This window comes from Streptomyces sp. NPDC045955, from assembly GCF_056430805.1.
On sequence record NZ_JBWKKY010000015.1, the window covers coordinates 88,498 to 113,175 of the forward strand.

Genomic DNA, 24,678 nt, shown 5'->3' on the forward strand with positions numbered 1-24,678 from the left:
ATATGGCCGCTTACCTCTGTCCCCCTGCCGTGATACACGGCGAGCACCCCGTAACGACCAGCCAGATCGTGGCAGAGGTGAGCGGCCGGCACCCGCACGCGGCGTGGACGCCGCGGATCGACGGCATCGCGGCCAGTACGGGCATCGAGTCCCGCGGATGGATGCTGCCGCTGGAGACCGCGGTCGCCCCCGGCAACGGCAGCGGCCTGCGGGCTGTCGGCGTCGAACCGGCCCAACAGGCGCTGGCACGCGACGGGTTCACCCAGCAGGACGTCGACCGGGTGATCGCCGCCCTCGAGACCATACCCGCGCCGCAGACCGTTCAGGAGCGCACCGCGCCCGCCTGGGAGGCCGTGCAGTCCTACGGGGAGCGTGCGGCGCGCGGGGCCCTGCAGACAGCCGGGCTGGACGCCGCGGACGTCGACTGCGTGATCACCAGCCACTCCACCACCCCGGCGCTGCCGGGGCTGGACGTCACGCTGGCCAACAGACTTCCGCTCCGCAGCGACGTGATGATGCTGCCGGCGACGCAGTGGGCCTGTATCGCGGGCACCCGTTCCCTGGCGCTGGCGGCGGATCTCGTGGCCGCGGACCCCGACCGGGTGGTCCTGGTCGTGATCGCGGAGGCGCTGAGCACGACCTACCAGCCCGGGGACGACACCCTTGAGTCGCTGATCGTCCGGCTGCTGTTCGCGGACACCGCGGTCGCCGCGGTGGTCACGGGCCGCCCGAGGCCCGAGTCGGTGCTGCGGCTGGACGCCGCCTGGCACCACACCCTGCCCGGCACCCAGGACCTGCACCGCCTGGAGACGCGGGCGGACGGCACCCACTTCGTGATGGACCGGCGCGGGCCGCGCGCCGTGCAGGAGACGGTCACCGCGATGTGGGAGTGGCTGCGCGTCCGTTACGAGGACGAGCCCGGCTCCTGGCACCCCGACGTCCTGCTCGCGCACCCCGGCGGGACCCGGGTACTGGAGTACATGGAGCAGACGATGCCCGACGCATGGCCGTCGGGGCTGCTGGACTACAGCCGGGACAGCTACACCAGCGGCAACCGCGGAGGTGCCGCCGTGTTCGACATCCTGCGGCGGGCGTATGACGCCGGACGGCTGAAGCCCGGTGCTCGCGCCGTTCTGTACGCGGCGGCACCGGGGCTCACCGCCACCGCACTGGAAGGGGAGTGGCTGTAGGGCGAGGCCGCGCCGGCGGACCGCCGGCGCGGCCCGCCACGCCCGCCGTGGCCTCGCCGCGCTACCTCGCGATTTCCGCCCAGACCACCTTCCCGGTGTCCGTCCACCGCACCCCCCACCGCGTGGTGAGGCGGTGCACGACGCCGAGGCCACGACCGCCGTCGTCGAGCAGGCCGCCCCGCCTCAGACGCGGCCTGCCGTTGCCGGTGTCGCCCACCTCGCACAGCAGGCCGTGACCGGTCCTGATCAGCCGTACCGTGAGGGGGCCGGAGGCGAAGCGCACCGCGTTCGTGACCAGCTCACTGACCAGCAGCACCACGCTGTCCCGGGTGTCGTCCCTGGTGCGCCACTGCCCCAGGAGCACGGAGACCTGCGCGCGGGCACGGGCGGGGGCGTCCTGGCGGGCGGGCAGCCGCCAGGTCGCGGTGTCCCCCTTGCGGTAACCGATCATCCGCGCGAGCAGCAGGGTCACATCGTCGCGCTGGCGCGCTGGCGCCAGCGCGGCGACGACGTGCCGTGCGGCCTGCTGCAGGGCGTCCCAGGGGTGCACCGTGGACACGGCGTCCGCCAGCCTGCCGATGCCCTCGTCGATCGACACGGCGGGGTCCTCCACCAGGCCGTCGGTGTAGAGCGCGAGCAGGGAGCCCGGGGGTGCGTCGAACATGTGCACGTCGAACGGCTCCCGCAGCGCGAACTCGGCGCCCAGGCCGGGGTGCGGGTGGACCGCGAGCGGGCCCGCCGTCCCGTCCGGGGAGACCAGGACCGGGGGGAGGTGGCCGGCGCTGGACAGCGCCACGTGGTGGCTGACCGGGTCGTAGAGGGCGATGCAGCAGGTCGACCCGAGGGCGCTGTAACCGGCCGCCAGCCCGGACTCCGCGTCGTCCAGCAGCGACACGGTCTCGTCCAGGTGCTCCAGTACCTCGTCGGGCGCGAGCCCCGCGGACAGCAGCGCGCGGGCCTCCATGCTCAGCTGGCCCATGGTTGCCGCGGCTCCCAGGCCATGCCCGACGACATCACCGACCACCAGCGCGGTACGGCCGTCGGGCAGCGGAAAACTGTTCACCCAGTCGCCGCCGACGCCCGCACTGTCGGGAGTGGCGGGCTGGTAGACGCTGGCGATCTGGATGGTGTCGCCGCCGGTCCGGGGCAGGAGCCGGCGCTGCAGCGCCAGCACCTGCGTGTGCTCGCGCTGGTGCTGACGAGCCAGGTCGACGTGATGGGCGGTCCTGGCCACCAGCTCCTGCAGGTCGAACAGCTCGCCGTCGTGGAAGGGGCAGTCCGCCCGCCGCCAGACCTCCGCCACGCCCAGGACGACGGGCGGCTCGCCGTCCAGGACCAGTGGTATGCACGCCACACCCGCCGACCGGTCACCGGGGACCAGGGCACGCATGACGCGTGGACTGCCGAACACCCGCTCGACCGCTTCCCGGTCGGGTATGACGATGGTCTGCGGGACGTCGTCCCGCAGGACCGCCTGCGCCAGCAGGCGACTCGCCTCTCCGGGAAGATCGTCGCCCGGGGTCACGTAGCCGTGGGGCCACGCCCGGTCCGGCACCAGGGCCGCCCGCCGCAGCCGGATGGGCCCCTTCGCCCGCCCGGTGACTCTCTCCCCCGTCCACACGGCGAAGTCGAGGTCGACGGCGGCCACGTCTCCCCAGGCCAGCAGCGACTGCGCCAGCGACTGCGCGGTCTCACCGATGTCCAGCGAGGTGCCGATCGCGGTCTCGGCGGCGTAGAGGTGCAGCCTCCTCGCCATGGCGATCACCGAGACGGTCAGGCCCTCCTCGGGCGCCGCGGCGGGCAGGATGCTCAGCGAGACCACCAGCTCCGACCCGTCGTCGCGCCGCAGGCGCTGGATCCGGGCGACGTGCGCCTCACCGGTCTCCACGACCTGCCGCAACCGCCGTGTGACCGTCGGTACGTCCCCGGGGGGCAGGAGATCGACGAACGGCCTCCCGGCCACGGCGTCCAGACCCGCGAAGACGGGGGCGTCCAGATTGCAGCGGGTGATGATCAGATCCCTGTCCAGGTTGAGCGCGCCGAGGATCTGCTCCTGACGTCCGTTTGCCGGGGTGTCGGGTACGCGCCGGCGCGAGGTGCGGTCGCCCTGCGCGTCGGCAGGACCGGTGGCCGCTGCTCCACCGCGCGGGATGTAGCGCCCCAGGGCTCTGCTGACCAGGTCGAACGCCGAAGAGGACGAAGGGGAGGGTGTGGAGTCCATGCGGCTCTCTCAGCAATCCCCGGCGAGGCACCGGGGCAGTACTCGGACCCGTGCGGCTGGTCCCCGAGATCCCCGACCGCACACCTCATTGAATAACACCGGGCACCGCTTCGCCTACACCAGCGCATCATATGGTGAACACGGACAGTGAGGGAGCTCGGTCCTCAGGCCGGAGAATCCCCGGTGACGTACCCGTCGGCGGTAGCGGGCGCCGGGAGGACGCAAGGCAGCCGCATGCAGGGCCCGACTCGGTAGGCGGGTCGTCTCCGGCAGCTCCTCCTCGGATTCGGCCGCGGAGCCCTGCGCACCGGGGGCGGGCGCGGTCGGCCAGACGAACGCCGGCCCTCTCGCCGTGCCGGTGTGCGCTCAAGCCGGGTCCAGGTCGGCGTGCACCGGATGATGGTCCGAGTACGGGGTGGGGCGCACCCGGTGCCCGAGCGGGGTCATGCCCCGCAGGAAGACGTAGTCGAACTTGCTCTGCCAGTCGGTGGTCGGCTCGCAGGTGCCGGCGGGCGCGGAACGACACCCTGGGTCGGCGTCCGCGGCCAGCGCCCACATCGGGGCGAGCTCGGAGGCGTCCGGCACCGCGTTGAAGTCGCCGAGAACGATGGCACGGTCGTGCCGGGCGACCTCGGTGGCGAGCACGCCCACCTGGTCCGCCCGGACTTCCTCCTGGCGTCGTTGGGCGAGGTGGGTGTTGAAGACCCGGACGGACCGGCCGCCCACCGTGGTGGTGACCGCCATGTACCCACGGTCCTCGGAGCCGCCATCGGGGTATTCCACGCTGACGCGGTCGGTCATCGGCGCCGCCGAGAGGACCGCCTGGCCGAAGGCCCCCGGGCTCCACGGCAATCCCCCGCAACGGCCCCAGTTCTGCAGGACCGTCCCGTACTCGACGTGGTAGACGAGCCCGTGCAGGGTTTCCAGGTACTCCCGGATCATCTCGACGTCGCGCACACACGCTTCCTGCACGCCGATGACCTGGGGCGCATACGCCGCGATCTCCGCCGCCCGGCCGACGTTGCTCACATTGCAGGGATTGCAGATGTTCCAGGTCATGACCCGGTTCGGTACGGCCTCCCTGACGGCGGTGACGGGCAGTGCCCTGCCGGAGACGGCACCGCTCGGCGCACTGGGGCCGACGAGCACCATGCAGACCACGGTCATGGCACCCGCGAGCAGTCGCATGCCCCTTCCGAACACCATCGCCTCCTGAACGCGGGTCTCCATGGCATCTGACGCATCCAGGCATGAGGTTATGGGACGGTGCCGTCAGCAATCCGTGCTTCGGGCAAGCTCCTTGCGCGACCAGACCGACCCCGTCCTCCCTGCCGTGCGGGTGGTCGCCTTTCCGCTCAGGACGGTCCGTAGCCGTTCGCAGTGGTCGCCGTGAGCGGCCTGGGTGTGCTGCCGGAGATGGCGAGCTTGCGGGGCTTGAGCGCTCGATGGGCACGGCCTCGTCGCCGGCCGGGACCGGGGAGCGGCGCTCCCGCCGGGAGGTCGGCGTCGGCCGCGGCGGCATGCGCACCGGCCCGGGGCCCTGACAGGCGAGGGACCGGTGGGCGGGCGCGCGCTACCGGGAAGGCCGTTCCGGCTGTCCGCCGTCGGCGTCGAACACCTTGGTCCAGGTGGCGCCGCAGCGGCAGCGGGAGTGCTCGATCAGTTCGCCTTCTTCGGACACGCTCAGCCCCTGGCTGAGTCGCACGTGCACATGATCGCCCATGAGGAGCCGCTTTCCTTGACGTCCGTAGTGGGAATCAGACTGGAGGAGCGTCGCTTTTGCTGGCAATGTCATAGATCACACTATCTGTAACTGTCAGCTCGCAGAAGCGAGGAGGTGGCCAGGATGCAGGCGCGGGAGCAGCGAGCGGATCTGTACGCGGTGCTGGGGGTGGAGCCCTCGGCGACGGCCGAGACGATCACCTCCGCCTTTCGCGCCCGGGTGCGTGAACTGCGCCCCGACACCCGCGTCGACGCGGCCACCGCCGAGCGGTTCGGTGAGGTGCGGGAGGCCTACGAGACCTTGCGCGACCCGGCGCTGCGGGCGGCCTACGACCGGTCCCGCGAGCGGGCGCACGACCGCGGGCGTACCCCGGCTCCGCCCGTGCGGCCCGCGTGGCCCTCCGTCGTCCGGCTCGGGGCCGCCCGCCCCGAACCTGCGCTGCGCGCCGGTCCCGTCCGGTGGGAGCGGACGCCCCGGTGAGTTCCGTAGACCCCCGAAGGCACAGGGGAGGCAGTGCCGGGCGAGGAGGGAGAAACCAGATGGCACGGGCGGTCGGTATCGACCTCGGTACGACGAACGTGAAGTCGCGGGCCGAGCAGCCCGCGGGTGCCGCCGGGGCGACCGCGCGCGACGGTGCGGCCGGCGGCTCGTCCGAGGACGACGTGGTGGACGCGGAGATCGTCGAGGACGACGAGCCGGAGGCTGGCTGACGATGACCGGGAGCAGGCCGCAGTACACCGAGCTGGCGGAGCTGCGGCGCCTCGTGGAGGAGCGGACCGCCGACCTTCAGCGGGTGAAGGCCGAGTACGACAACTACCGCAAGCGGGTCCGGCGGGACCGCCTGGCCGTGCGTGAGATCGCGGTGGCCAACGTGCTCCGGGCGCTGCTGCCCGTGCTGGACGCCGTGGACCGGGCGTGTGCGCACGAGCCGCTCACGCCGGGTCTGGAGGACATCGCCGGCAGCCTGGAGGAGCAGCTCGGCTCGCTGGGCGTCACGTCGTTCGGCGAGGTGGGCGACCCATTCGATCCCGCCTGCCATGACGCCGTGGCGCACCACCCCTCCCCCGGCAGCGACCGGCTCGTCTGCTCGGCGATCCTCCGGCCCGGCTATCGCCTGGGCGACCACCTGCTGCGCCCGGCCCACGTGGAGGTCGCGGGGCCGGCTCCACCGGCGGGGAGTACGCACGGGGGCGACCGGGGCGTACGCCCTTCCCCCGCCGGTGGTGCGCCGCCCTTCCCCGTCGCGCGCAGCTGAGGCCCGGCATTACCAGCGGTGACCGGCGCATACGTCGCATACCTGGGTACAGGGAGAGAGGGCATCGCACAGATGCCGTCGACGCTCCAGCAAGCGGAGGTGACGAACGATGCAGCACCACGAGTACCTCGCCCGCGTCCGCGAGCTCGGCGAGTACGGCAGCCAGGACGAGGCCGCGAAGGTCACCGAGGCCGTGTTGAGCGTGCTGGCCCAGAGGATCAGCCCTGGTGAGGTCGATGACCTCGCCTCCCAGCTGCCCGGACCGCTCGGGCAGACGCTCGCGGATGCCAAGCCGCCGCAGGCCGAGAGCTTCGGGATCGAGGAGTTCTGCCGCAGGGTCGCCGAGCGCATCGGCGCCCGGCCGCGCACCGCCGAGTGGGATGCCAGTGCCGTCCTGACCACGCTGGCCGAGGCGGTCAGCGGCGGCGAGCTGAACCAGATCCTCAGCCAGCTTCCCTCCGGCTACGCCGGCCTGTTCGGCAGGGCCGACCTCGCCGGCTGACACGACCGGCCGGTCGGCGTGGGCCCCAGCACGGCGTACGCCGGCCGGCTGTCGGCCTCGTCGCGAACGGGCTCGGTCATTCACCACCGTGCGGAACGTACAGCGACAGGGGCGTCCGCATGTCGGGGCACGAGCGGGAGCTGTCCGAGGCGCAGCGCGAGCACTGGCAGCGGACCTACGACGAGCACCCCGGAATGTACGGCGAGGAGCCGTCCGAGGCCGCCGTGCACGCCGCCGCGGTGTTCCGGACGACCGGCGCCCGCGAGGTGCTGGAGCTGGGCGCCGGGCACGGCCGTGACGCGCTGTTCTTCGCCCGCGAGGGCTTCTTCGTACTGGCCACCGACTTCAGTCCGGCCGGGCTTGGGCAACTGCGCCGGGCCGCCCACGCCCAGGACGTGTCCGCCCGGATCACGACGGCCTGGCACGACGCCCGTGAGCCGCTGCCCCTCGCGGACGCTTCGATGGACGCCGTGTTCGCGCACATGCTGCTGTGCATGGCGCTGTCCACCCGGGAGATCCGTGCGCTCGTCGCCGAGGTTCGCCGCGTGCTGCGCCCGGGCGGCGTCTTCGTCTACACCGTCCGGCACACCGGGGACGCGCACTACCGGGACGGTATCGGGCACGGCGACGACATCTGGGAGCACGGCGGCTTCGCCGTCCACTTCTTTCCTCGCGAGCTGGTCGACGACCTTGCCGACGGCTGGGACCTTCGAGAGGTTCACGCATGGGAGGAGGGCGGCTTGCCGCGGCGGCTGTGGCGCGTCACCCAGACGGTTCCGAAGCCCGGACGAGTCACGTGAAACAGCGGTGAAAACTGACCTGCCGGCCGTGGGTCTGAAGGGCATCGCGTGCGTGCTGCCCGAGGCGGTGCCGGCCGGGCGCCGCCACGGCCACCGGGTGCACGTCAAAGGCGTGCTGCTGAGTTCGCGCGCACCCACCGCACCGTCCTGGTGACGTCCACCGTGGAGGAGTTCCGGCAGGTCGCCGCGATCGCCTCGGCGGCCGGGCTCGGCGTCGTCAACGGCGGCTACACCTACGACCGTGCGCCTCCGCCCGCCCCCGGCCCGGCACCACCGTCACGCTGACGCCGCGCGCCGACAGGCGAGCCTGCGCCAGTGGCTCACGGGGATGCGCGACCGGTACGAGAAGGCCGGCCTCGGCCTTGCGGGGCGGGCTCCAGCTCGGCCTCGGCCTTGCGGAGCCGGCTCCAGCTCGGCCTCCGGGACGCGCAGGCCGCGTACACGGACCTGGCCGAGGGGCTGCGACTGGCCGCCGAGTGGCCCGCGGACGCGGTCGACACCAGCCGCCTCCGCGGCGATCTGGCCGAGGCCTGCACGCAACTGGGCCGCCCCGACGAGGCACTGCGGCACCTGACGCACTCCGCGGAGGTGGAGCTTCGCCGCGGCAGCCGGACGGACGCGTTCTGCACGTACAGCAGCGCGGCTCAGCTCAGCCTCGACCCGGGCCGCGTAGAGGACTGCATCGCTCTGCTCGACTCCCTGCTGGCCGAACCGGACGTCACCGCCGGAGAACTGGACGACCGGCTCGTCGCACAGCTGCGGCTGACCCGCGCCCGCGCGCTGCACGCGGGAGACGATCTCAAGGCCGCCACGGCGGAGTTCGTCGCTCTCGCGGCCGAGTCGGCAGGCTGGGACGACGACCCGGGGAGCCATGCCGTCATCGCCTCGGAGACCGCCGTACTCCTCGGCGAGTCCGGCGAGTTCGGCCGGGCCCGCGAAGCGGCCGAGCAGGCACTGGCCGCCCACGCGCGGGACCCGCGCTACGAGCAGCTCAGCAACTGCCTGCGTGAACTCGCCCGGCTCCAGGGCCAGCAGCAGGGCCCCGACGGCCTGGCCGGCGCCCTCGCCTTCCTCGCCGACGCCGGCCGGATCGCGGATGACGCCCGCGCCGCCGGGTACGAGGCCCGCGGCCGTTCCCTGGACACCGCCCTGGCCTACGAGTACGGGCGGGTCAACGCCTACACCGGTGAGTACGAGGACGCCCTGGCCGCCTTGGAGAAGGCCCTCGCCCTGCTCGGCGAGCCGGGAGCGGAGCAGGGCCACGCCGCGGAGTGGGCCGAGTGCGTCCGTCTCGCGGCCGTGGTGGAGGGCCTCTACCTGGAGCGCCGGGCCCCTGCCCTCACCCGCCTCGACGCGGCGGTCTCCCGCCTCACTCCCCTGGGCCACACGGACGAGACCGAGGCACTGGCCTCTTTGGCGGCCCGGCTGCGCGACGAGGAGTGACATGGCTCTCCGGTGCCGGGGCGGGGCGGGCTGTCGCCCCGCCCCCTGCCGTTCGACCCCCGGTAATACCCTCAGACCCGATTGAGCCGGGCGGCGATTCCGTGGCCGATCAGCAAATAGATGACCGCGGGAAGGCCGTAATTGAGGACGACACGCAAACCCTCTGTGTCCATCGTGAAAATGTCCTGTGCCCATCCGGACAGCCAGTCCGCCATTCCGTGCACGAACTCGACGAAGGGATTCGCCTGGTTCGCGTCGAGCAGGTAGAGCACGATCCACAGGCCCAGCAGACCAGCCGCCACATCGGCGATCGTGCAGATGGCAAGGGCCGTCCGCCGCGACGTGGTCTGGTCGCGCGCGGGGCGGCCGTGCCCCGGGGGCTGGTCGTAGGTCTGGTAGCCGGAAACCGGGTCGGTGTGGTTCACAGGAAATTCCCGTCTCGCGCGTGAGAGGTTTACAGGGGGTCGTACCAGGCAGTGGGATTCAGCTTCGGACTGGCTCGTTTCTGCCTACTTCTGCGTCGCGCGAGCAGCGTCGTGTTACACCTCGAACTGCGGCGGAGCGAATACGGTTACATTTCGGGCCGTCGCGCGGGCGTTCCGCCGGCACAGGAGGGCGTTCGGTAATCGGCTTGTGACTGCCGGCCGCATGGCCAAGGCTGACTCACGATGATGCCCTTGACTGAGATCGATCGACTCAAGCAGACCGTGTCCGAAGCATGGGACAGCCCGATCGCCGACGATGTCGCCGCCCAGTGGGGTTACCCGGCCGGCACTGCCAAGTGGTGGCGTTCCAGCGCCTCCCATGTGTTCGTGCTCCCGGACAACGGCCGACGGCGTTATCTGCGGTTCGTGCCCGACTCCTACCGGGGACCGAAGTCCCTGGCCGCGGTGGCTGAACTGATGGCGCGGCTCAGCGACGGCGGCTCGGCGGTGGTGCGGCCGGTCGCCGCCCGGTCCGGGGCACTGACCGTGACCGTGCCGACCGGTCTCGGTGCCGTGCACGCCATGGTCGTCGAACCTGCGCCCGGCGCGGACCTCGACGTCGGCGAACTCACCGCATCGCAAGCATGGCAGTGGGGGCGGGCGCTGGCCCGTCTGCATCACGATGCCGCAGGGTTTGCTGCCGGGCTGCCCGAGTCCTTCGGCGAACTTCCGTCTGTCGGCGCCCTGTTCGCCGATGACGCCGAGTTGGTCGAGGCGACGGCGCGGCTCGCCGACGTGATGCGCGAGTTACCGCGTTGCCGGGACCGCTGGGGTGTGGTGCACGGTGACTTCGAGCTGGACAACATGGCCTGGGAAGCGGACGGGCCGATCGCCTACGACTTCGACGAGGCCGCCCTCTCCTGGCACGCCGCCGACATCGCCTACGCCGTGCGCGACCTGACCGACCACACCGGTCGGCCCGCGCCTGTGCACCGGGCGCGGTTCGACGCCTTCCTCGACGGATACCGCAGCGTGCGCCCGTTCGACGATGAGGACTTGGGGCGCCTGCCGCTGTTCGCCGGCCTGCATGCCGCGGCTTCTCTCGTGCGCATCACGCGTGCGCTGGGCGGACCCGCCCCGGGGGAACCGGATTGGCTGGGCGAGCTGCGCGACGATCTGACCGAGATGGCCCGCGCGCACCGGCAACTCGCGATCGACATCGGCCGACACTGTGTCAGAGGTCGAACTCGAGGTGCTCCACGTCGGTGAACTCGACTTCGAGGCCGTGGGTGAGGCGGCCGTTGTCGCGGAAGTGCACCTCGCCCAGTGCCTCGGCCGCGATGTCGCGCAGCTGCTGTTCCGTGCCGCCGGCTTCCTTCGTCTCGAAGAGGCGGACGGCGTACTGCGGGGGCAGGGCGACGGTGAAGTGGCGCAGCCGGGCGTCGTCGGTGGAGCCGGGGGCGGCCGGGTAGCCGAAGCGGGCGCGGGTGCCGATGACGATGCCGGCGGTGGTGGCCGCCGTCTGTTTGGCCCCGGCCCGGATCTGGGGCTGCCACCGCGCCGTGACCTCGCGTTCCATTGTGCTGTCGCGCCGGACGACACAGGCCGGTGTCGCGCATGACGCGGTCGGCGGTCGCCTCGAGGGTGCTGTCGGCGCCGATGACCGTCTCGACTCCGCCGGGCAGCACATCCAGCGGGGTACCAGTCGCGGAGTCGGGTCTCGTCCACCTCGTCGGCGATCGGCTTGGTGGCATGCCGGGCAAGGGTCTCGTCGAACGGTTCGTCCAGGTAGGAGCGGCGGGTCGGGCCGCGGTGGTCGGCGCTCAGCCGGCCGAGCATGTCGCCGTAGCGGTCGGCGGAGAGGCTGCCTTCGACGACGACAGGGAACCCGGCGTCCAGGGCCAGGCCACGGCCGCACTTCTCGCGGCAGACCGGCCGCGACGGACGACTTGCCCGAGGCGCTGATGCCGCGCAGGACGATCAGCCGGGTTTCCTCGCTGCCCACCTTCACGCCGGTCGCCCTACCGACGGTCGACGGCCCCACGAGCGGAGTGGCGCAGGCAGGAGAGGGCCACCACGAACGGCCAGACCGACTGGAGGGTCGTGACCGCGCGTTCGGCGACACCGGCGACGCCGTGGAGTTGCGTCTCGACCAGGAACCATGCCGCGCCCACCGCCATCACCGCGGTGGCTCCGAAGGACGGTAAGGGCCGCAGGGCCCATGGGACGCCGTCGCCGGTCCGGACGGCCAGGACGGGCCATGCCGCCAGGACGGTGAAGCCGACGGCGGCGACCGAGCCGTGTCCCAGGGAGCCGCCGCTGCTCGGCGCCGGGACCATGGCCACCGCCAGGGCGGACACTCCCCCGGCCGCGAGGGCCAGCCGGCCGGGGGTCGCGGCCGGGCGCAGTCCCCAGGCGCTGAGCAGGTGGCAGACGCCCAGGGTGATGAACGCGCCCGTCATCACCCAGTAGCCCGAGCCTCCGGGGGCCGCCAGGACGCTGATGGTCTGAGCGGCCGGGTCGTAGGCGGGTCCTTGCAGTGCCGCCGCCACCATCCAGCCAATGATCAGCACGGCGGGGGCGCACCCCGACGACAGCAGAACCCATTTCGGAACAGATCGCACCGGAACACCGTAAAACGGATCACCCGCTCCCCTCGTCCCACTACCGCCGCTCCGGGCGGGTCCGTCCGGGGGTTTCGCGGCACGATGGACTCGTGCGCCGACGGCGCCCGTGGCGGTCCGGTGCTCGGCCCGCGGAAAGGTGATCGGTCATGGAGCTCACGCTGGTGGTGCTGATCATCATCGTGGGGCTGACCTTCGACTTCACCAACGGCTTCCACGACGCGGCGAACGCGATCGCCACCTCCATCTCCACCAGGGCCCTGACGCCGCGCGTGGCGCTGACCATGGCCGCGGTGATGAACTTCTGCGGCGCCTTCCTGGGGACCGAGGTGGCCCAGACCGTCGGCAGCGGGATCATCGGCGCGCCCGAGGGCGACTCGGGTCTGCTGCTGGTCCTGTGCGCGCTCATCGGGGCCATCGGCTGGAACGTGTTCACCTGGTGGCGGGGGCTGCCGACTTCGTCCTCGCACGCGCTGATCGGCGGGCTGGTCGGTGCCGCGCTCGCCGCTTCGGCGATCGTGCACTGGTCAGGGATCGTGGACAAGGTCGTCCTGCCGATGCTGCTGTCCCCGCTGGTCGGCGTGGCCCTCGGCTATCTGCTGCACGTGGCCATCCTGTGGACGTTCCGTCGTTCGACGCCCCGTCGGACCACGCGCCGCTTCCGTATGGCACAGACCGTCTCCGCCGCCGCGATGGGGCTGGGACACGGGTTGCAGGACGCACAGAAGACCATGGGGGTCATCGTGCTCGCCCTGGTCACGGCGGGCTGGCAGGACGACTTCTCCGTTCCGGTGTGGGTGATCGCCGCCGTGGCGGCCGCCATGGCAGCCGGTACCTACACCGGCGGGCGTCGCATCATCACCACGCTCGGCCGGCGCATCGTGCACCTCGATCCGCCACGCGGGTTCGCCGCCGAGACCGCCGCCGCGACCGTCCTCTACATCACCGCGTTCCTGGTGAAGGCGCCGATCTCCACCACGCAGACGATCACCGCGGCCATTCTGGGTGCCGGTGCCACCCGGCGCGCCTCGGACGTACGCTGGCAAGTGGCCCGCTCCATCGTCACGGCCTGGGTGCTCACGTTCTTCGGCGCCGGGATTCCCGCCGCCGCGCTCTACCTCCTTCTGCACACCGTCACCGGTCTGTGACGCCCGCCAGGAGGCCCACATGGTCGTCTCTCCGCCGCCCCGACAGTCCCCTGACCTACCTCCGGACGGACTTCCGGCGCCCGGGCGTTTCGCGCATCTGGACCCCGGCGACGGTGCCTGTCTGATGGAGAGCGCCGCGTTGCTGGCCGGCGGCGGGTTCACCGACAGCCCCGCCGGTACGCATCCGGCGCTCGCGGCTCTGGCCCGCGTGGTCAACGACAGCGTCGGTGACGCCACCCGGCACGCCCTGTGGCCGCTGGCCGCCGAACTCGCCGACGCCCGCCCCCCGGACAGGGCGTACACGTCGCTGCTCGTCGGCTCGGTCGTGGACGCGGCGGGCGTGCTACGCCCCGCGTCCCGGCGTCTGGCCCGGCAGGGCCGTGCCTGCCGTCGGCGGAGCGAGAAGCTGGCTCACGCCCCAGGCGGCGGGCTGCCGGGCCGTGCCGCCGATCTGTTGTGGTGGCGCGGCCCGGGGCGGCGGTACCTGGAACACGCACTCCGGGTGCTGTGCGCCGCGCCCGACGCGGATCAGCGCCTTGCCCGGCTGCTGCGCAAGACCGTGGCGGAAGCCCGGGATCGTGCGGCCGGGGACGGCCTGGCGCGGGGCGGGCGGGTGCCGGCCGTGGACGACAGCGCCGTGGTCGGGGAGGGGCGCGAGGGTCGCTGCAACCGGTAGGCGCGCGGGCCCGTCCTAAAGGGCACCATGATCCCTCCAAGCTTCGCCGGCCCCTGGGCCGCGCCGGTTCGGCAGTTGCTCGACTTCGCCTGGACGCAGACCCGGGCGTGCGCGTTCCCCATCGCGCTGCTGTCCGGCGTGGCCGTGTCCGCCCTGCTGCCCGACCTTCCCGTGGCGCGCTACGACCTGCTGGTGGTCTACGGCGTGCTGCTCACGCTGGTGTTCTGGCTGCGTGGCTGGGAGAACGGGCGGGACGTCGCCGTCATCACGGTCTGTCATGTCATCGGCCTGGCCTTCGAGCTGGTGAAGGTGTCGCTCGGTTCGTGGAGCTATCCGGAGCCGGGCGTGCTGAAGTTCGCCGGCGTTCCGCTGTACGGCGGGTTTCTGTACGCGGCCGTGGGCAGCTACGTGTGCCGGGCCTGGCATCTGTTCGATCTCGGGCTCGCGCGCTACCGCCCGCGGGCGACGGCAGTGGTGGCCGCGGCCGTCTACGTCAACTTCTTCAGCCATCACTGGCTGCCCGACGTCCGCTGGGTGCTGGCGGGGCTGCTGCTGGCCGTCACCGCGGGGACGTCGGTGTGTTTCACGGTGCGGGGTGTGCGCCGGCGGATGCCGCTGGCGCTGTCGTTCGCCCTGATCGGTTTCTTCCTGTGGGCGGCGGAGAACCTCGCCACCCTCGTCGGTGCCTGGCGCTATCCGTACCAGGAGCACGGCTGGGAGCCGGTGGGGGTGGAGAAGTTCGGCGCCTGGGCGTTGCTGATCAGCGTCACCTTCGTCCTGGCGGCGGTGGGGCGGGCGCGGGGAGCGCGAGTCGTCGACGGGACGTGATCCACGTATCATCCTATGGGAATAAATTGGGTGATTTGCCTTCGAGGGTCGTCACCGACCGTGACCATCCCCGCCGGAGTGATCCATGGCCCGCACCGGCACGACGGACGACGGCGACGAGCTGCTGACCAGGCTCGGGGCGCTGACGGCTCAGGCGCGTGCGCAGGCCGAGATGCAGCGGTCGCGGGTCGAGCTGGCCATCGCGCTGCAGCGCGGCATGCTCCCGCGCGACCTGCCCGTCGCCCGCCGCCTGCATCTCGCCGTGCGGTACGCGCCCGCGTGCCAGGGGCTCAACGTGGGCGGGGACTGGTACGACGCCTTCACCCTGGGAGACGGCCGGATCGGCCTGTCCATCGGTGACGTCCAGGGCCACAACATCGAAGCCGCCGCCTTCATGGGACAGGTGCGGGCCGGGCTGCGAGCCCTGGCCTCCGTCACCAGCGAGCCGGGCGAGGTCCTGGCCCGGACCAACGAGCTGCTGCTGTCACTGAGCTCCGACCTGTTCGCCACCTGCACGTTCATGCGGCTCGACCCGTGTGCCGGCGTGCTGGAGAGCGCGCGGGCCGGGCACCTGCCCTGCGTCTGGGCCACCGCCGACGGGAAGTCCGGCGTCACCGCGGACGAGGGCGGGCCGCCGCTGGGGATCCTGGCGGGGATGTCGTATCCGGTGACCCGGTACGAGCTGACCACGGGGGGCATGTTCGTACTGCTCACGGACGGTGTCGTGGAGGGGCCCCGCCTACCGCTCGAAGAGGGCCTGGACCAGGTGATGCGGCTCGCGGGCATCGCGGCGGTGACGGGCATGGACGTGGACGCGCTCGCGGCCGCCCTGATCAGGGGCGCGGAGCGGGTCGGGCACGACGACGACGCCGCCGTCCTGGTCGTCGGCCTCGACGGACCCCAGGCTCAGCCATAGGGCCGCAGGGCCCCGCTCTCACCTCGCCGTCGCGGCGGCGCCGGTGTCTCATGGCTGCTGTGGTGGGTAGCCGGGATCTGCGTACGTCGGCCGTCGTCGCTCTGCAGACGCTGGCCGTCGCCGCCTGCTACTACGTCTCGGGGCAGCTCGGTCTGATGCGGGAACTGGTCGTCGAGGGCTCGGTCGTCACCCCCATCTGGCCTCCGACCGGCGTCTCGGTCGCCTTCCTGCTGATCTTCGGGCTGCGCTGCTGGCCGGGGATCGCCCTGGGCGCCTTCTTCGTGATCCTCTCCCTCACGCCTTTGGACCCCTGGGTGTTCGGCGTGCTGGCGGGCAACACGGTGGCCCCCGTCGTGGGATACCTGCTGCTGCGCCGGACGGGTTTCCGGACCGATCTGGCGCGTCTGCGGGACGGTCTCGCCCTGGTGTTCCTGGGCGCGCTCACCGCCATGCTGATCAGCTCGACCATCGGCGCGGGCATCCTGCTCGCCTCGGGCAGACTCGAATGGCCGGGCTTCTGGGCAGTGTGGCTGGCCTGGTGGGTGGGCGACGCGATGGGCGTGCTGATCGTCACCCCGGTGCTGCTCCTGCTGACTCGCGTCCGCCCGCCGCTGCGCCTGTCGCGCTGGAAGGAGGCCTCGGGTCTGGCGCTGATCGCCTGCTGCGTCGTTCCGCTGGCCGCGCACAGCTCGCTCAGCCTGATCTTCCTCGTCTATCCCCTGCTGATCTGGGCGGCTCTGCGGTTCCAGCTGGCCGGCAGCATGCTGTGCGCCCTCTTCGCGTCGGTCATGACCACGGTGGCGGCGACCGACCGGGCCGGGCCGTTCGAGCGGCTGACCCAGGTGGAGGTGATGATCAAGCTCCAGGCGTTCAACGGGGCGATGGCCCTGACGGCCTTGATCCTGTCGGCCGTGATCACCGAGCAGATCCACACCCGGCGCTCGGTGGAGCGCGCGTGCCAGGAACTGGTCGAGGTCCTGGAGCACCTCACCGCGGGCGAGTCGGCGGACGGCCGGGCCCTTCTGGAGGACGGTGGGGTCGGGCGGAGCAGGGCGAGTGACCGTACGCCTCGCGGGGACCCGCCGGGTGGCGGCGACCGCGGCATAGGGGCGACGCCATGACGGAGGTGGAGGTGCTGCAACTGCTGGTGTCGCCCGCGCACCGGCTGGCCGGACGGCCGTCGGACGGCCCCTCCCCCGGCCCGTCCGACGAGCGCGTCCCCCGTGTGGAGGTGCGCCGCGGCCTGGGGCTGGTCGGCGACCGTTACTACGCCCGGCCGGCCCACCGGAACGCGGCGGTGACCTTCATGGCCGCGGAGAACCTCCCGGCGGACGCCGACCTGAGGCACACCCGCCGCAACGTCCTGCTCCGCGGCGTCGACATCGACTCCTGTGTCGGATCGACGATCGCCCTCGACTGCGGCACCGGGCCGGTGCTGTTCGCCGTGAACCGGCCGGCCCGGCCGTGCGCCTGGATGGATGTGACCATCGGCCCCGGCGCCCAGCGCGCCCTGCGCGGGCGGGGCGGTGTGCGGTGCACGCCGCTGAGCGACGGGGTGATCACGCTGGGCCCGGCGACGTTCCGCGTCGTGGCCGGGACCGGTGACACCGGGCCCTGAGACCTGCGGCCGGGCCCGGCGCGGTCAGCCGGCCGCCGGGGGCGTGCGGATGGCGGCGATGTCGAGTTGCAGACGCACCTTCTCGCTCACCATCGCACCTCCCTCGGCCAGCCTGCTGTTGTACGTCAGCCCCCAGTCGGAGCGGTTGATGGTGGTGGTGCCGTCGAATCCGACCCTTTCGTAACCGAAGGGGTCGGTGACGTGTCCGATATAGGTCATCTCCAGGACGACCGGCCGCGATATGCCCTTGATGGTGAGCTCGCCCGACATGTGAAAGAGGTCGGCGCCCATCTGTTCCACCGCGGTACTGGTGAAGCGCATACGCGGATAAGTCGCGGCATCCAGGAAGTCCCGGCCGACCAGGTGGGCGTCGCGTTGTTCCACGCCGGTGTCGACGCTGGCGGTGAACAGGGTGAGGTCGGCCCGCGATCGGGCGGGGTTGCGCGCGTCGAAGTAGAGGCGGCTTTCGTACTCAAGGAAACAACCGCGCACGGTGGTCACCATGGCATGCCGGACGGAGAAGCCGATCCTGCTGTGAGCGGGGTCGACGACCCATTCGCCGGTGAGATTCGCCAGGTCGGGGTCGGGCAGGACCGCGGTGGGGGAAGCCGGTGCGCCGGCGGGACGCTGTGGGGGGACTGGCGGCGTGTGCCGGCGGGACGGCACGACGCGGTTGAACAGGTTCATGATTCATCTAGGTACTTGAGTTTGGTTATTGCCGCAAGTCCCCTTGGCGTTTACGGCTGTTGCGGAGGAGCGCCTGACCTTTTTGCCGCTGCTTTGCACAGAATCCACACATGCCTGCCGCCAGGTGCCGACCAAATAACCATCCGGAAGTCCCGGAATTTTCACTTCGGGCATTTCGGCGATTCGGCCGGTGTCACCTCGATCGCGAGGTCGTTGTCGACGGTGAAGTAGGGGCGTGAGGACGATCCGCCCGCCGTGAGCGCCGGGTAGACGAAGACGTGCTTGCGGTCCGCCACGTCGTCGAGGAGCCGGCCGATCCTGACCGGCGGCGCGTCGGCTGCGGGCCGGACGAAGGCGTCCCAGATCCGGCCCGGGGCTTCGTCACCACCCGTCAGGTCCTCCTGGCCGGCGGTGAAGGAGAAGCCCCTGCCGTCGTCGTCGATCCGGGGCCGCAGGTCCCGTACGGTGGCGGTCCCCCGCAGGCGCAGCCGGACGGTGGCGTCCTCGTGGAGGTCGGTGCCGTGCAGGCGGGCCTCGACGGTCACGGCCTGTTCCGTGACGTCGACGGTGCGGGCCTCCGCGTGGGCGGTGCGCCGCCATGCCCTGAGCGCGAGGAAGCCGTCCTTCGTGACGTACGGGATCCTGACGGCCACCGGTGACGGCCGATCGCGGAGGTGACCGTCGACGAGGGCGCGCAGGTCTCTGAGGCCGGGGCGCAGCCTCTGCCGTTCGGCTCCCGGTTCCGGCAGCAGGTACAGGTCCCAGCGGCCCTCGTCGAGAGCGGGGTGCGGTTCCAGTACGGCGCGCAGGTCGCCGTCGGCCCGGCCGGGCTCCAGGTCGAGGAGGCGGAGCGTCGTCTCGGGGCGACCCTTCTTGGGGCGCAGCCGGAGGAGCAGCTGGGGGCGGGGGGCCGGGGCCGGCGGGAGGCGGAAGGTGATGCGGCCGTCCGTGTCGATCGCGCAGTGGGTGCGCAGGTGGGTGTCGAGGTGTGTGGTCATCGGCGTCCCTTGCGTATCGCGCGCAGTGCGCCGACGGCCGCGGCGTGGGCCGCGTCGCGGGCGGCGTGGCTCCGGCCGATCAGTGCGCTGTTGCTCCGGTGGTCCTGGGGGGTGGAGGTCGGTCGGTCCGTGGTCCGGGCCGTGAGGGCGTCCTCCAGGATGCGTTCGGCATGGGCGACGACGGGGCCCGGGGCGAAGCGGTGCGCGTTCTGCAGGGCGGTGTGGCCCATGCGGCGGCGCCGTTCGTCGTCGCCGACGAGTTCCAGCAGGGCCGAGGCGAGGGCGTCGGCGTCGCCGACCGGCACCAGCCGGCCGTCGGCTCCGTCCTGGATGATCTCGCCGGGGCCGTAGGGGCAGTCGGTGCTGACGACGGGCAGTCCGCAGCGCATCGCCTCGACGATGGTCATGCCGAACGGCTCGAAGTTGGAGGCGGCCGCACCGATCGAGCCCTTGGCCCACTCGGCCTCCATGGGCGTGGCGGCCCCCATCAGGAACACGTTGTTCCACAGGTGGAGCCGTTCGATGAGTTCCCGCAGTCTGGGCTGTTCCTCGCCCTTGCCGTAGATGCGCAGCTGCCAGTCCGGGAAGGCGGCGGCGACCTGGGAGAACGCCTCGATGAGCAGGTCGTAGCGCTTCACCGGGACCAGCCGGCCGGCGGCGATGACGATCTTGGCGGTGCCGTCGGCGGGAGGCAGCGCGGGGTCGGGGACGCTGTTCGGGAGGGCCTCGACGTGGACGCCGGGCAGCCACATCTTGCGCCGGTAGGCCGCGGCGTCCGCTTCCGTGACAGTGGTGATCACGTCGAGGCGGCGGTAGGCGCGGCGCAGTGCGGTGCGCAGGGCGGGTGAGTGGTTGTCGAGGGTGAGGTGCTCCTGGCCGACGCGAAGGACGCGCTGCGGGGCCTGCCGCGCGATGTGCACGTTGAGGCCGGGGCGGGTGCCGATGACGACGTCGGTGTCGATCGCCTCCAGGCACTCGCCGATCCGCTGGTCGGTCAGCTCGCTGTACTGGTGGTGGCGGTACTCGGCGGACGGGAAGACCTTCGCCGGTCTCTGGTGCAGCGGATGGTCCGCCTCCTTGCGCAGGTCCACCAGCGCGCGCAGCCGCACCCGGGGATCCAGGACGAGGTTGGGATGCTCGCGGTGGCGTAAAGCGGAGACGATCTCCACGTCGTGCCGCCCGGCGAGCGCCCCGGCGAGGTTGAACGTGGTGGTGATCGTGCCTCCGATTCCATAGGCGTTGTGAATCAGGAAAGAAATCTTCATGTCCGCGTAGACGGCGCCAACCACCCGACAGTTGTTCGCCGTTATCACTCTGTGGCCTGCAGGAATACGGGTACGGACCGGCCGGTTCCGGAGTGATCTCGGACATAAGTGGTCTGGGCCATACCGGTCTGCCGCCCGCATGTGCATAGCTTGATGTGTTTGCCCGCGGCGGCGTCGCGTCATCGGGTGCACCGTCGTCATCGATCTCCAGGGAGACCCATGCGCCCCCGCATAACCCCCCTCCCGCGCATCACCTCCCTTCCGCCCCTGGCCCTGGCCGGCGGCGCGCTGGCCGTGGGTGCCGGCGGGCTGTATCTCGCCGGGCTGATGCTGACGGGCGGGGAGATCGACTCCGGCACGACGGTGCGCGGGGTGGAGATCGGCGGCCTGAGCCGTGCGGAGGCGGTGCGGAAGCTGGAGCGGCACCTGGACGCGGCGGGGGCGCGGGAGCTGCGCGTGAAGGTCGGTGACCGCACGGGCACGGTCGATCCGCGGCGCGCCGGGCTCTCCTTCGACGCCGAGGAGACCGTCGACCGGGCGGCACGCACCGGCGCCGGCCCGGTCAGCGTGATCGGCGCGTTCTTCCGCTCGGGCGGTGCCGTGGAGCCGGTCGTGCACCTCGACGAGGACAAGGCCCGGGCCGCCCTCGCCCAGGTGGCGAAGGGGCTCGACCAGAAGGTCCGGGACGGTGCCGTGGCCTTCGACGACGGGCGGGTCGAGGTGGTCGCACCGCGCACGGGGTACACGCTGGACGTGGCCGGCGCGGTCGGCCCGCTGCGCTCCTCCTTCCTGCGGGGCGACACCCGCTCGGTCACGCCGCTGCCCGCCCGCGAGACCCGGCCGAAGGTCACGGCCGACGAGGTACGGCGGGCGGTGCGCACGTTCGCCGATCCGGCGATGTCGGCGCCCGTCACGCTCACCGCGGGCGGCAAGCGGTTCACGGTCGGACCGGCCGTCCTGGGCGAGCATCTGGCGATGCGGCCGGACGGCGGCGGACGGCTGAGACCGGAGCTGGACGCCGAGGGGCTGCGCGATGATCCCGCCGTGGCGGGCCCGCTCATGGACGTCACCACCACCGCCCGGAACGCGAAGCTCCGGCCGGACGGCGACAAGGCCGTGGTGACGGAGGACGCCAGGGTGGGCCAGAAGGTCACCGACAAGGCACTGGGCAAAGCGGTGCTGCCGCTGCTCACCAGGTCGGGCGCGGACCGCAGCGGCGCGGTGGCCGTCGACCGGACCCAGCCCGAGGTCACCCGCGAGAACGCGGCCGAGCTGGGGCTGACGGAGAAGATGTCCTCCTTCACCGTCCACTTCGAACCGGCGGAGTACCGCACGAAGAACATCGGCAGGGCCGTGGAACTCATCAACGGCTCCCTGGTCAGGCCCGGCGAGACGTGGAGCTTCAACCGGACCGTCGGCGAACGCACCGAGGCCAACGGCTTCGTCGAGGGCATCATCATCCTCAACGACCAGTTCACGAAGGCGTCCGGCGGCGGCGTCTCGTCCGTGGCGACGACCGTGTACAACGCGCTGTTCTTCGCCGGGGTCAAGCCCGTGGAGCACGGCGCGCACTCCTTCTACATCGAGCGGTACCCGGAGGGCCGCGAGGCGACGGTCGCCTGGGGCAGCCTGGATCTGAGGTTCACCAACGACTCCGGCAAGGCGATCTACATCCAGGCCGAGTCCACGGACACGTCCGTGACCGTCTCCTTCCTCGGCACCCGGAAGTACGACGAGATCAAGTCGGTCAAGGGCCCGCGCACCGAGGTGAAGAAGCCCGGGAGGAAAGTGAGCGACGACAAGGAGTGCGTGCCGCAGACACCGCTCGAAGGGTTCGACGTCACCGTGGAGCGGGTCTTCTACGACGACGGCCGGGAAGTGCGGCGGGAGCCGTTCCGTACGCACTACACGCCGCGTGACGAGATCGTCTGCGAGTGATCCATCCGGCGGTCGCCTTCCCGCTCCCCTTCTTCTGGAACTCTCCTTTCCCGCCGGGGCGTTGACCCTCACCAAGGGCCCCAGCACAATGAGCGCCCAGTGCTGAGAGCGCTCTCAAAGGAGACCCATGACTGGCAGACAAGGCCCGGCGCTGAGCCGGCGTTCGCTCATCGGTGCCGGCCTCGGCATCAGCGCCGCGGGGATCGCCGCGGCAGGCTCCGGGCAGGCCCTGGCGGCGGGTTCGGACAGCGCCGGGGGCGCGACGGAGGCCGGCCCGCTGTCGGCCCCGGCCAGGGGGCGCGCCTTTCTCGCCGCCGCCATGGACGCCTACCCCGACCACGGCAGCGTCCGCCTGACCCAGAGCTACACCGACCAGGCGGGCCTCTTCAGCACCGCGTTCACCTACGACAACGCCCTGGCGATCCTGGCCCACCTCGCGGCCCGGAGGCCGGAAAGCCTGGCCAGGGCGACGGCGTTGGGCGACGCCCTGCTCTACGCGCAGACGCACGACCCGGCGTACGACGACGGCAGGCTCCGGCAGGCCTACAACGTCGGGCCGTACACCTTCTACGACGGCTCGCTCCAGCCCGACGGCTTCGTCCGGGCGGACGGCACCGCCAACGTCGGTACGCAGTTCGGCTTCACCGGGACGGCCGTGGGCGACATGGCCTGGGCGGGCATCGCGCTGAGCGCCCTCGCCCGCCGCACGGGGGCGCGTCGTTTCCTCAGCGGTGCCGTACGGATCGGCGAGTGGATCGAGCGGACCGGCCGTACCGACGAACCGCTCGGCGGCTACAAGTTCGGCGTCGACGGGGCGAATCAGCGGCTGCCGTTCACGTCGACCGAGCACAACACGGACCTGGTGTGCCTCTTCGGCCGGCTCGCCCGGCTGACCGGCGAGAAGGCGTGGCTTCAACGGCGGGCGCGGGCCGAGGCCTTCGTGCGCCGGATGTGGGAACCGGCCAGAGGCTTCTTCTACACCGGCACCAACGACGGAGTGACCATCAACATGTCCCCGGTCCCGGAGGACACCCAGACCTGGACCCATCTCGCGTTCGGCTCCCGCACGGGCGGGTACGCCCGCTCCCTGGACTGGGCCGTGGCGGAGCTGGCCGTACTGGATCACTCCGGCCGCACGAACAGCACGGTGCCCGCGGGACAGTCGTACGAGGGGGTCACCTTCAGTTCCGCGAGCCTGGTGGCGAACGAGGAAGCGCCGATCGCACCGGGCCAGCCCAGACCCGACCGCAACGGTGTGTGGTTCGAGGGGACGGCTCATCTCGCGCTCGCCCTGCGGGACCGCGGGAAGCGTGGTGACGAGGCGCGTGCCCGGCGGCTGCTCACGTCGACCGAGCGCGCCCAGGAGCTGCTGGGCGCCGGTCAGACCGTCGGCGGCAAGGCGCTTCCCGAGCGGGCCGGGGTGGTCTCCGCGAGCAGTCCGCTGGACACCGGGTTCGGCTTCGGCTACTACCCGTACCGGCACACGGGTGCGACGGCCTGGTACCTGATGGCGGCGGCGCGCTTCAATCCGCTGCGGGTGTGACAGGCCGGGCCCGGCCCGCTGTGGCGCACAGCGGGCCGGTTGCTCTCAACTGACGCGGTGCACGGCCTGGTCGGTCAGTTCGTAACGGGCGCCGACGATCGCCAGCCGGCCGGTGCTCACCTTGGCGGCGAGGTCGGGCTCCGCGGCCAGCCGGGAGCGGACGAGGCGGACGTTGGCGTCGACCGTGGCGTCGATCCGCGCGTCTCCTTCCGTGCTGTGGTCTATGGCCGGGCGTATCTGGTCGGCGAGGTACTGGATGTGGGCGGGCAGGCGCCCGCCGGACTCCTCCGCCTCGACCGCGGCACGCACCGCGCCGCACGACTGGTGCCCGAGCACCACGACCAGCGGTATGCCCAGTTCCAGGACGCCGTAGGCGACGCTGCCGAGCACGGCCTCGTCCAGGACCTCCCCGGCGGTGCGCACGGTCATCAGGTCACCCAGCCCCTGGTCGAAGACCAGCTCCGGGGGCACGCGGGAGTCGATGCAGCCGAGCACGACCGCGAAGGGGTGCTGGGCCGTGGTCAACGCCTTCCGGATCGCCGGGGTTTCGTGTGGATGGCGCTCGCGGAAGGCGCGCCAGCGACAGTTGCCCGCGGCCAGTTCCGCGAGGGCCTCCTGCGGGGTGCTCGGCCGTGGTCCGGTGCCGGGCCCGCTCGTGGCGGCGGCCGGGCGGGCGGCTGTGAGGCCCGCGCCGAGCGCGGCGGCCCCGGTCAGCGCGGTGCGCAGAAGAGTGCGGCGGACGGTGCCGCCTGTGGTCGGCCGTGGACCGGCGAAGGAGTGCGGTTCAGGGCCGGTGCCTCTGTGGGCGGTGGCATGTGAGTTCACGGCCAGAACGTATGCCCGACCGCGCGCCCGACCGCGGTCCTTGCCGTTTCATG

26 protein-coding genes and 3 pseudogenes are annotated in these 24,678 nt (G+C 72.0%); 18 read left to right on the forward strand and 11 right to left on the reverse strand.

Going from position 1 to position 24,678, the window contains the following annotated elements; translation table 11 throughout:
• Positions 1 to 2 precede the first annotated feature (2 nt).
• Positions 3 to 1,190, forward strand: a complete 1,188-nt coding sequence (locus AC07F0_RS28275; protein WP_478982913.1) for a beta-ketoacyl-[acyl-carrier-protein] synthase family protein — start codon at positions 3 to 5, stop codon at positions 1,188 to 1,190.
• 61 nt (positions 1,191 to 1,251) lie between these two features.
• Here the strand turns inward: AC07F0_RS28275 and AC07F0_RS28280 are convergent, their stop codons facing one another.
• The 3 genes from AC07F0_RS28280 to AC07F0_RS28290 all read right to left on the reverse strand — a co-directional run bounded on the left by AC07F0_RS28280 (position 1,252) and on the right by AC07F0_RS28290 (position 5,134).
• Positions 1,252 to 3,411 carry an ATP-binding SpoIIE family protein phosphatase gene (locus AC07F0_RS28280; RefSeq protein ID WP_478982914.1) on the reverse strand — a complete coding sequence of 720 codons (2,160 nt, stop codon included), beginning with the start codon at positions 3,409 to 3,411 and terminating at the stop codon, positions 1,252 to 1,254.
• Positions 3,412 to 3,777: 366 nt separating this feature from the next.
• The gene (locus tag AC07F0_RS28285; protein ID WP_478982915.1) at positions 3,778 to 4,641 is read right to left on the reverse strand and encodes an endonuclease/exonuclease/phosphatase family protein; all 864 of its coding nucleotides are present in this window, start codon (positions 4,639 to 4,641) and stop codon (positions 3,778 to 3,780) included.
• Between the two features lie 343 nt (positions 4,642 to 4,984).
• The gene (locus AC07F0_RS28290; RefSeq protein WP_436726096.1) at positions 4,985 to 5,134 is read right to left on the reverse strand and encodes a hypothetical protein; all 150 of its coding nucleotides are present in this window, start codon (positions 5,132 to 5,134) and stop codon (positions 4,985 to 4,987) included.
• Positions 5,135 to 5,257: 123 nt separating this feature from the next.
• Here AC07F0_RS28290 and AC07F0_RS28295 point away from each other — a divergent pair, with 123 nt between their 5' ends.
• From AC07F0_RS28295 to AC07F0_RS28330, 8 genes and pseudogenes are all read left to right on the forward strand, one after another.
• Positions 5,258 to 5,614, forward strand: coding sequence for a J domain-containing protein (locus AC07F0_RS28295; RefSeq protein ID WP_478982983.1), 357 nt, complete (start codon positions 5,258 to 5,260; stop codon positions 5,612 to 5,614).
• A 59-nt stretch (positions 5,615 to 5,673) separates the two neighbouring features.
• Positions 5,674 to 5,844, forward strand: a complete 171-nt coding sequence (locus tag AC07F0_RS28300; protein ID WP_478982917.1) for a hypothetical protein — start codon at positions 5,674 to 5,676, stop codon at positions 5,842 to 5,844.
• Between the two features lie 2 nt (positions 5,845 to 5,846).
• The gene (grpE, locus tag AC07F0_RS28305; RefSeq protein WP_478982918.1) at positions 5,847 to 6,389 is read left to right on the forward strand and encodes a nucleotide exchange factor GrpE; all 543 of its coding nucleotides are present in this window, start codon (positions 5,847 to 5,849) and stop codon (positions 6,387 to 6,389) included.
• A 109-nt stretch (positions 6,390 to 6,498) separates the two neighbouring features.
• A complete protein-coding gene (locus AC07F0_RS28310) occupies positions 6,499 to 6,891 on the forward strand; it encodes a DUF2267 domain-containing protein (RefSeq protein ID WP_436726093.1) in 393 nt (130 codons plus the stop codon).
• A 119-nt stretch (positions 6,892 to 7,010) separates the two neighbouring features.
• Positions 7,011 to 7,691, forward strand: coding sequence for a class I SAM-dependent methyltransferase (locus AC07F0_RS28315; protein ID WP_478982919.1), 681 nt, complete (start codon positions 7,011 to 7,013; stop codon positions 7,689 to 7,691).
• Between the two features lie 7 nt (positions 7,692 to 7,698).
• Positions 7,699 to 7,845 carry a hypothetical protein gene (locus AC07F0_RS28320; protein ID WP_478982920.1) on the forward strand — a complete coding sequence of 49 codons (147 nt, stop codon included), beginning with the start codon at positions 7,699 to 7,701 and terminating at the stop codon, positions 7,843 to 7,845.
• The gene (locus tag AC07F0_RS28325; protein WP_478982921.1) at positions 7,842 to 7,976 is read left to right on the forward strand and encodes a hypothetical protein; all 135 of its coding nucleotides are present in this window, start codon (positions 7,842 to 7,844) and stop codon (positions 7,974 to 7,976) included. The genes AC07F0_RS28320 and AC07F0_RS28325 overlap by 4 nt, the downstream gene beginning before the upstream one ends.
• 99 nt (positions 7,977 to 8,075) lie before the next feature.
• Positions 8,076 to 9,134: pseudogene (locus AC07F0_RS28330) on the forward strand (hypothetical protein); the annotation flags it as partial.
• A 71-nt stretch (positions 9,135 to 9,205) separates the two neighbouring features.
• Here AC07F0_RS28330 and AC07F0_RS28335 read toward each other — a convergent pair.
• Positions 9,206 to 9,559 carry a hypothetical protein gene (locus tag AC07F0_RS28335; protein ID WP_478982922.1) on the reverse strand — a complete coding sequence of 118 codons (354 nt, stop codon included), beginning with the start codon at positions 9,557 to 9,559 and terminating at the stop codon, positions 9,206 to 9,208.
• A 246-nt stretch (positions 9,560 to 9,805) separates the two neighbouring features.
• On the opposite strand from AC07F0_RS28335, the gene AC07F0_RS28340 reads away from it, so the two are divergent.
• Entirely contained in the window at positions 9,806 to 10,828 is a 1,023-nt protein-coding gene (locus tag AC07F0_RS28340) for a phosphotransferase enzyme family protein (protein ID WP_478982984.1), read from the forward strand.
• On the opposite strand, the pseudogene tpg reads toward AC07F0_RS28340, so the two are convergent.
• The 3 genes and pseudogenes from tpg to AC07F0_RS28355 form a co-directional block, all read right to left on the reverse strand.
• Positions 10,794 to 11,138: pseudogene (tpg, locus tag AC07F0_RS28345) on the reverse strand (telomere-protecting terminal protein Tpg); the annotation flags it as partial. The gene AC07F0_RS28340 and the pseudogene tpg overlap by 35 nt on opposite strands.
• 22 nt (positions 11,139 to 11,160) lie before the next feature.
• A pseudogene (locus AC07F0_RS28350) lies at positions 11,161 to 11,570 on the reverse strand (P-loop NTPase family protein); the annotation flags it as partial.
• Between the two features lie 10 nt (positions 11,571 to 11,580).
• Positions 11,581 to 12,183 carry a DUF998 domain-containing protein gene (locus AC07F0_RS28355; RefSeq protein WP_478982923.1) on the reverse strand — a complete coding sequence of 201 codons (603 nt, stop codon included), beginning with the start codon at positions 12,181 to 12,183 and terminating at the stop codon, positions 11,581 to 11,583.
• A gap of 149 nt (positions 12,184 to 12,332) precedes the next feature.
• Between AC07F0_RS28355 and AC07F0_RS28360 the strand changes: the two genes are divergently transcribed.
• The 6 genes from AC07F0_RS28360 (at position 12,333) to AC07F0_RS28385 (ending at position 17,369) form a co-directional block, all read left to right on the forward strand.
• Positions 12,333 to 13,331, forward strand: coding sequence for an inorganic phosphate transporter (locus AC07F0_RS28360; RefSeq protein WP_478982924.1), 999 nt, complete (start codon positions 12,333 to 12,335; stop codon positions 13,329 to 13,331).
• A 19-nt stretch (positions 13,332 to 13,350) separates the two neighbouring features.
• A complete protein-coding gene (locus AC07F0_RS28365) occupies positions 13,351 to 14,007 on the forward strand; it encodes a hypothetical protein (protein ID WP_478982925.1) in 657 nt (218 codons plus the stop codon).
• 27 nt (positions 14,008 to 14,034) lie between these two features.
• Positions 14,035 to 14,835, forward strand: a complete 801-nt coding sequence (locus AC07F0_RS28370; RefSeq protein WP_478982926.1) for a DUF817 domain-containing protein — start codon at positions 14,035 to 14,037, stop codon at positions 14,833 to 14,835.
• Between the two features lie 85 nt (positions 14,836 to 14,920).
• A complete protein-coding gene (locus tag AC07F0_RS28375) occupies positions 14,921 to 15,751 on the forward strand; it encodes a PP2C family protein-serine/threonine phosphatase (RefSeq protein ID WP_478982927.1) in 831 nt (276 codons plus the stop codon).
• Positions 15,752 to 15,801: 50 nt separating this feature from the next.
• Positions 15,802 to 16,872 carry an MASE1 domain-containing protein gene (locus tag AC07F0_RS28380; RefSeq protein WP_478982928.1) on the forward strand — a complete coding sequence of 357 codons (1,071 nt, stop codon included), beginning with the start codon at positions 15,802 to 15,804 and terminating at the stop codon, positions 16,870 to 16,872.
• The gene (locus tag AC07F0_RS28385) at positions 16,869 to 17,369 is read left to right on the forward strand and encodes a molybdenum cofactor biosysynthesis protein (protein ID WP_436726086.1); all 501 of its coding nucleotides are present in this window, start codon (positions 16,869 to 16,871) and stop codon (positions 17,367 to 17,369) included. The genes AC07F0_RS28380 and AC07F0_RS28385 overlap by 4 nt, the downstream gene beginning before the upstream one ends.
• A 24-nt stretch (positions 17,370 to 17,393) precedes the next feature.
• On the opposite strand, the gene AC07F0_RS28390 is transcribed toward AC07F0_RS28385, so the two are convergent.
• The 3 genes from AC07F0_RS28390 to AC07F0_RS28400 form a co-directional block, all read right to left on the reverse strand.
• A complete protein-coding gene (locus AC07F0_RS28390; protein ID WP_478982929.1) occupies positions 17,394 to 18,056 on the reverse strand; it encodes a YceI family protein in 663 nt (220 codons plus the stop codon).
• Positions 18,057 to 18,217: 161 nt separating this feature from the next.
• Positions 18,218 to 19,054 (reverse strand): transferase, encoded by an 837-nt coding sequence (locus tag AC07F0_RS28395; RefSeq protein ID WP_478982930.1) that lies wholly within the window; start codon positions 19,052 to 19,054, stop codon positions 18,218 to 18,220.
• Entirely contained in the window at positions 19,051 to 20,319 is a 1,269-nt protein-coding gene (locus AC07F0_RS28400) for a glycosyltransferase family 4 protein (RefSeq protein ID WP_478982931.1), read from the reverse strand. Before AC07F0_RS28400 ends, AC07F0_RS28395 begins: the two co-directional genes overlap by 4 nt.
• A 219-nt stretch (positions 20,320 to 20,538) precedes the next feature.
• Here AC07F0_RS28400 and AC07F0_RS28405 point away from each other — a divergent pair, with 219 nt between their 5' ends.
• Both AC07F0_RS28405 and AC07F0_RS28410 read left to right on the forward strand, forming a co-directional pair.
• The gene (locus AC07F0_RS28405; protein ID WP_478982932.1) at positions 20,539 to 22,257 is read left to right on the forward strand and encodes a VanW family protein; all 1,719 of its coding nucleotides are present in this window, start codon (positions 20,539 to 20,541) and stop codon (positions 22,255 to 22,257) included.
• Between the two features lie 127 nt (positions 22,258 to 22,384).
• Entirely contained in the window at positions 22,385 to 23,800 is a 1,416-nt protein-coding gene (locus AC07F0_RS28410; protein WP_478982933.1) for a Tat pathway signal sequence domain protein, read from the forward strand.
• 45 nt (positions 23,801 to 23,845) lie between these two features.
• Here the strand turns inward: AC07F0_RS28410 and AC07F0_RS28415 are convergent, their stop codons facing one another.
• Positions 23,846 to 24,625 (reverse strand): carbonic anhydrase, encoded by a 780-nt coding sequence (locus AC07F0_RS28415; RefSeq protein WP_478982934.1) that lies wholly within the window; start codon positions 24,623 to 24,625, stop codon positions 23,846 to 23,848.
• Between the last annotated feature and the right edge of the window lie 53 nt (positions 24,626 to 24,678).

What these genes read in the sequence shown, in the direction of transcription:
- AC07F0_RS28405 (WP_478982932.1), top strand. Translation starts at nt 20,539, where the DNA reads ATGCGCCCCCGCATAACCCCCCTCCCGCGCATCACCTCCCTTCCGCCC.
- AC07F0_RS28390 (WP_478982929.1), bottom strand. Translation starts at nt 18,056, where the DNA reads ATGAACCTGTTCAACCGCGTCGTGCCGTCCCGCCGGCACACGCCGCCA.
- AC07F0_RS28280 (WP_478982914.1), bottom strand. Translation starts at nt 3,411, where the DNA reads ATGGACTCCACACCCTCCCCTTCGTCCTCTTCGGCGTTCGACCTGGTC.
- AC07F0_RS28300 (WP_478982917.1), top strand. Translation starts at nt 5,674, where the DNA reads ATGGCACGGGCGGTCGGTATCGACCTCGGTACGACGAACGTGAAGTCG.
- AC07F0_RS28380 (WP_478982928.1), top strand. Translation starts at nt 15,802, where the DNA reads ATGGCTGCTGTGGTGGGTAGCCGGGATCTGCGTACGTCGGCCGTCGTC.
- AC07F0_RS28290 (WP_436726096.1), bottom strand. Translation starts at nt 5,134, where the DNA reads ATGGGCGATCATGTGCACGTGCGACTCAGCCAGGGGCTGAGCGTGTCC.
- grpE (WP_478982918.1), top strand. Translation starts at nt 5,847, where the DNA reads ATGACCGGGAGCAGGCCGCAGTACACCGAGCTGGCGGAGCTGCGGCGC.
- AC07F0_RS28310 (WP_436726093.1), top strand. Translation starts at nt 6,499, where the DNA reads ATGCAGCACCACGAGTACCTCGCCCGCGTCCGCGAGCTCGGCGAGTAC.
- AC07F0_RS28400 (WP_478982931.1), bottom strand. Translation starts at nt 20,319, where the DNA reads ATGAAGATTTCTTTCCTGATTCACAACGCCTATGGAATCGGAGGCACG.
- AC07F0_RS28285 (WP_478982915.1), bottom strand. Translation starts at nt 4,641, where the DNA reads ATGGAGACCCGCGTTCAGGAGGCGATGGTGTTCGGAAGGGGCATGCGA.
- AC07F0_RS28315 (WP_478982919.1), top strand. Translation starts at nt 7,011, where the DNA reads ATGTCGGGGCACGAGCGGGAGCTGTCCGAGGCGCAGCGCGAGCACTGG.
- AC07F0_RS28370 (WP_478982926.1), top strand. Translation starts at nt 14,035, where the DNA reads ATGATCCCTCCAAGCTTCGCCGGCCCCTGGGCCGCGCCGGTTCGGCAG.
- AC07F0_RS28295 (WP_478982983.1), top strand. Translation starts at nt 5,258, where the DNA reads ATGCAGGCGCGGGAGCAGCGAGCGGATCTGTACGCGGTGCTGGGGGTG.
- AC07F0_RS28395 (WP_478982930.1), bottom strand. Translation starts at nt 19,054, where the DNA reads ATGACCACACACCTCGACACCCACCTGCGCACCCACTGCGCGATCGAC.
- AC07F0_RS28275 (WP_478982913.1), top strand. Translation starts at nt 3, where the DNA reads ATGGCCGCTTACCTCTGTCCCCCTGCCGTGATACACGGCGAGCACCCC.
- AC07F0_RS28360 (WP_478982924.1), top strand. Translation starts at nt 12,333, where the DNA reads ATGGAGCTCACGCTGGTGGTGCTGATCATCATCGTGGGGCTGACCTTC.
- AC07F0_RS28375 (WP_478982927.1), top strand. Translation starts at nt 14,921, where the DNA reads ATGGCCCGCACCGGCACGACGGACGACGGCGACGAGCTGCTGACCAGG.
- AC07F0_RS28410 (WP_478982933.1), top strand. Translation starts at nt 22,385, where the DNA reads ATGACTGGCAGACAAGGCCCGGCGCTGAGCCGGCGTTCGCTCATCGGT.
- AC07F0_RS28385 (WP_436726086.1), top strand. Translation starts at nt 16,869, where the DNA reads ATGACGGAGGTGGAGGTGCTGCAACTGCTGGTGTCGCCCGCGCACCGG.
- AC07F0_RS28340 (WP_478982984.1), top strand. Translation starts at nt 9,806, where the DNA reads ATGCCCTTGACTGAGATCGATCGACTCAAGCAGACCGTGTCCGAAGCA.
- AC07F0_RS28365 (WP_478982925.1), top strand. Translation starts at nt 13,351, where the DNA reads ATGGTCGTCTCTCCGCCGCCCCGACAGTCCCCTGACCTACCTCCGGAC.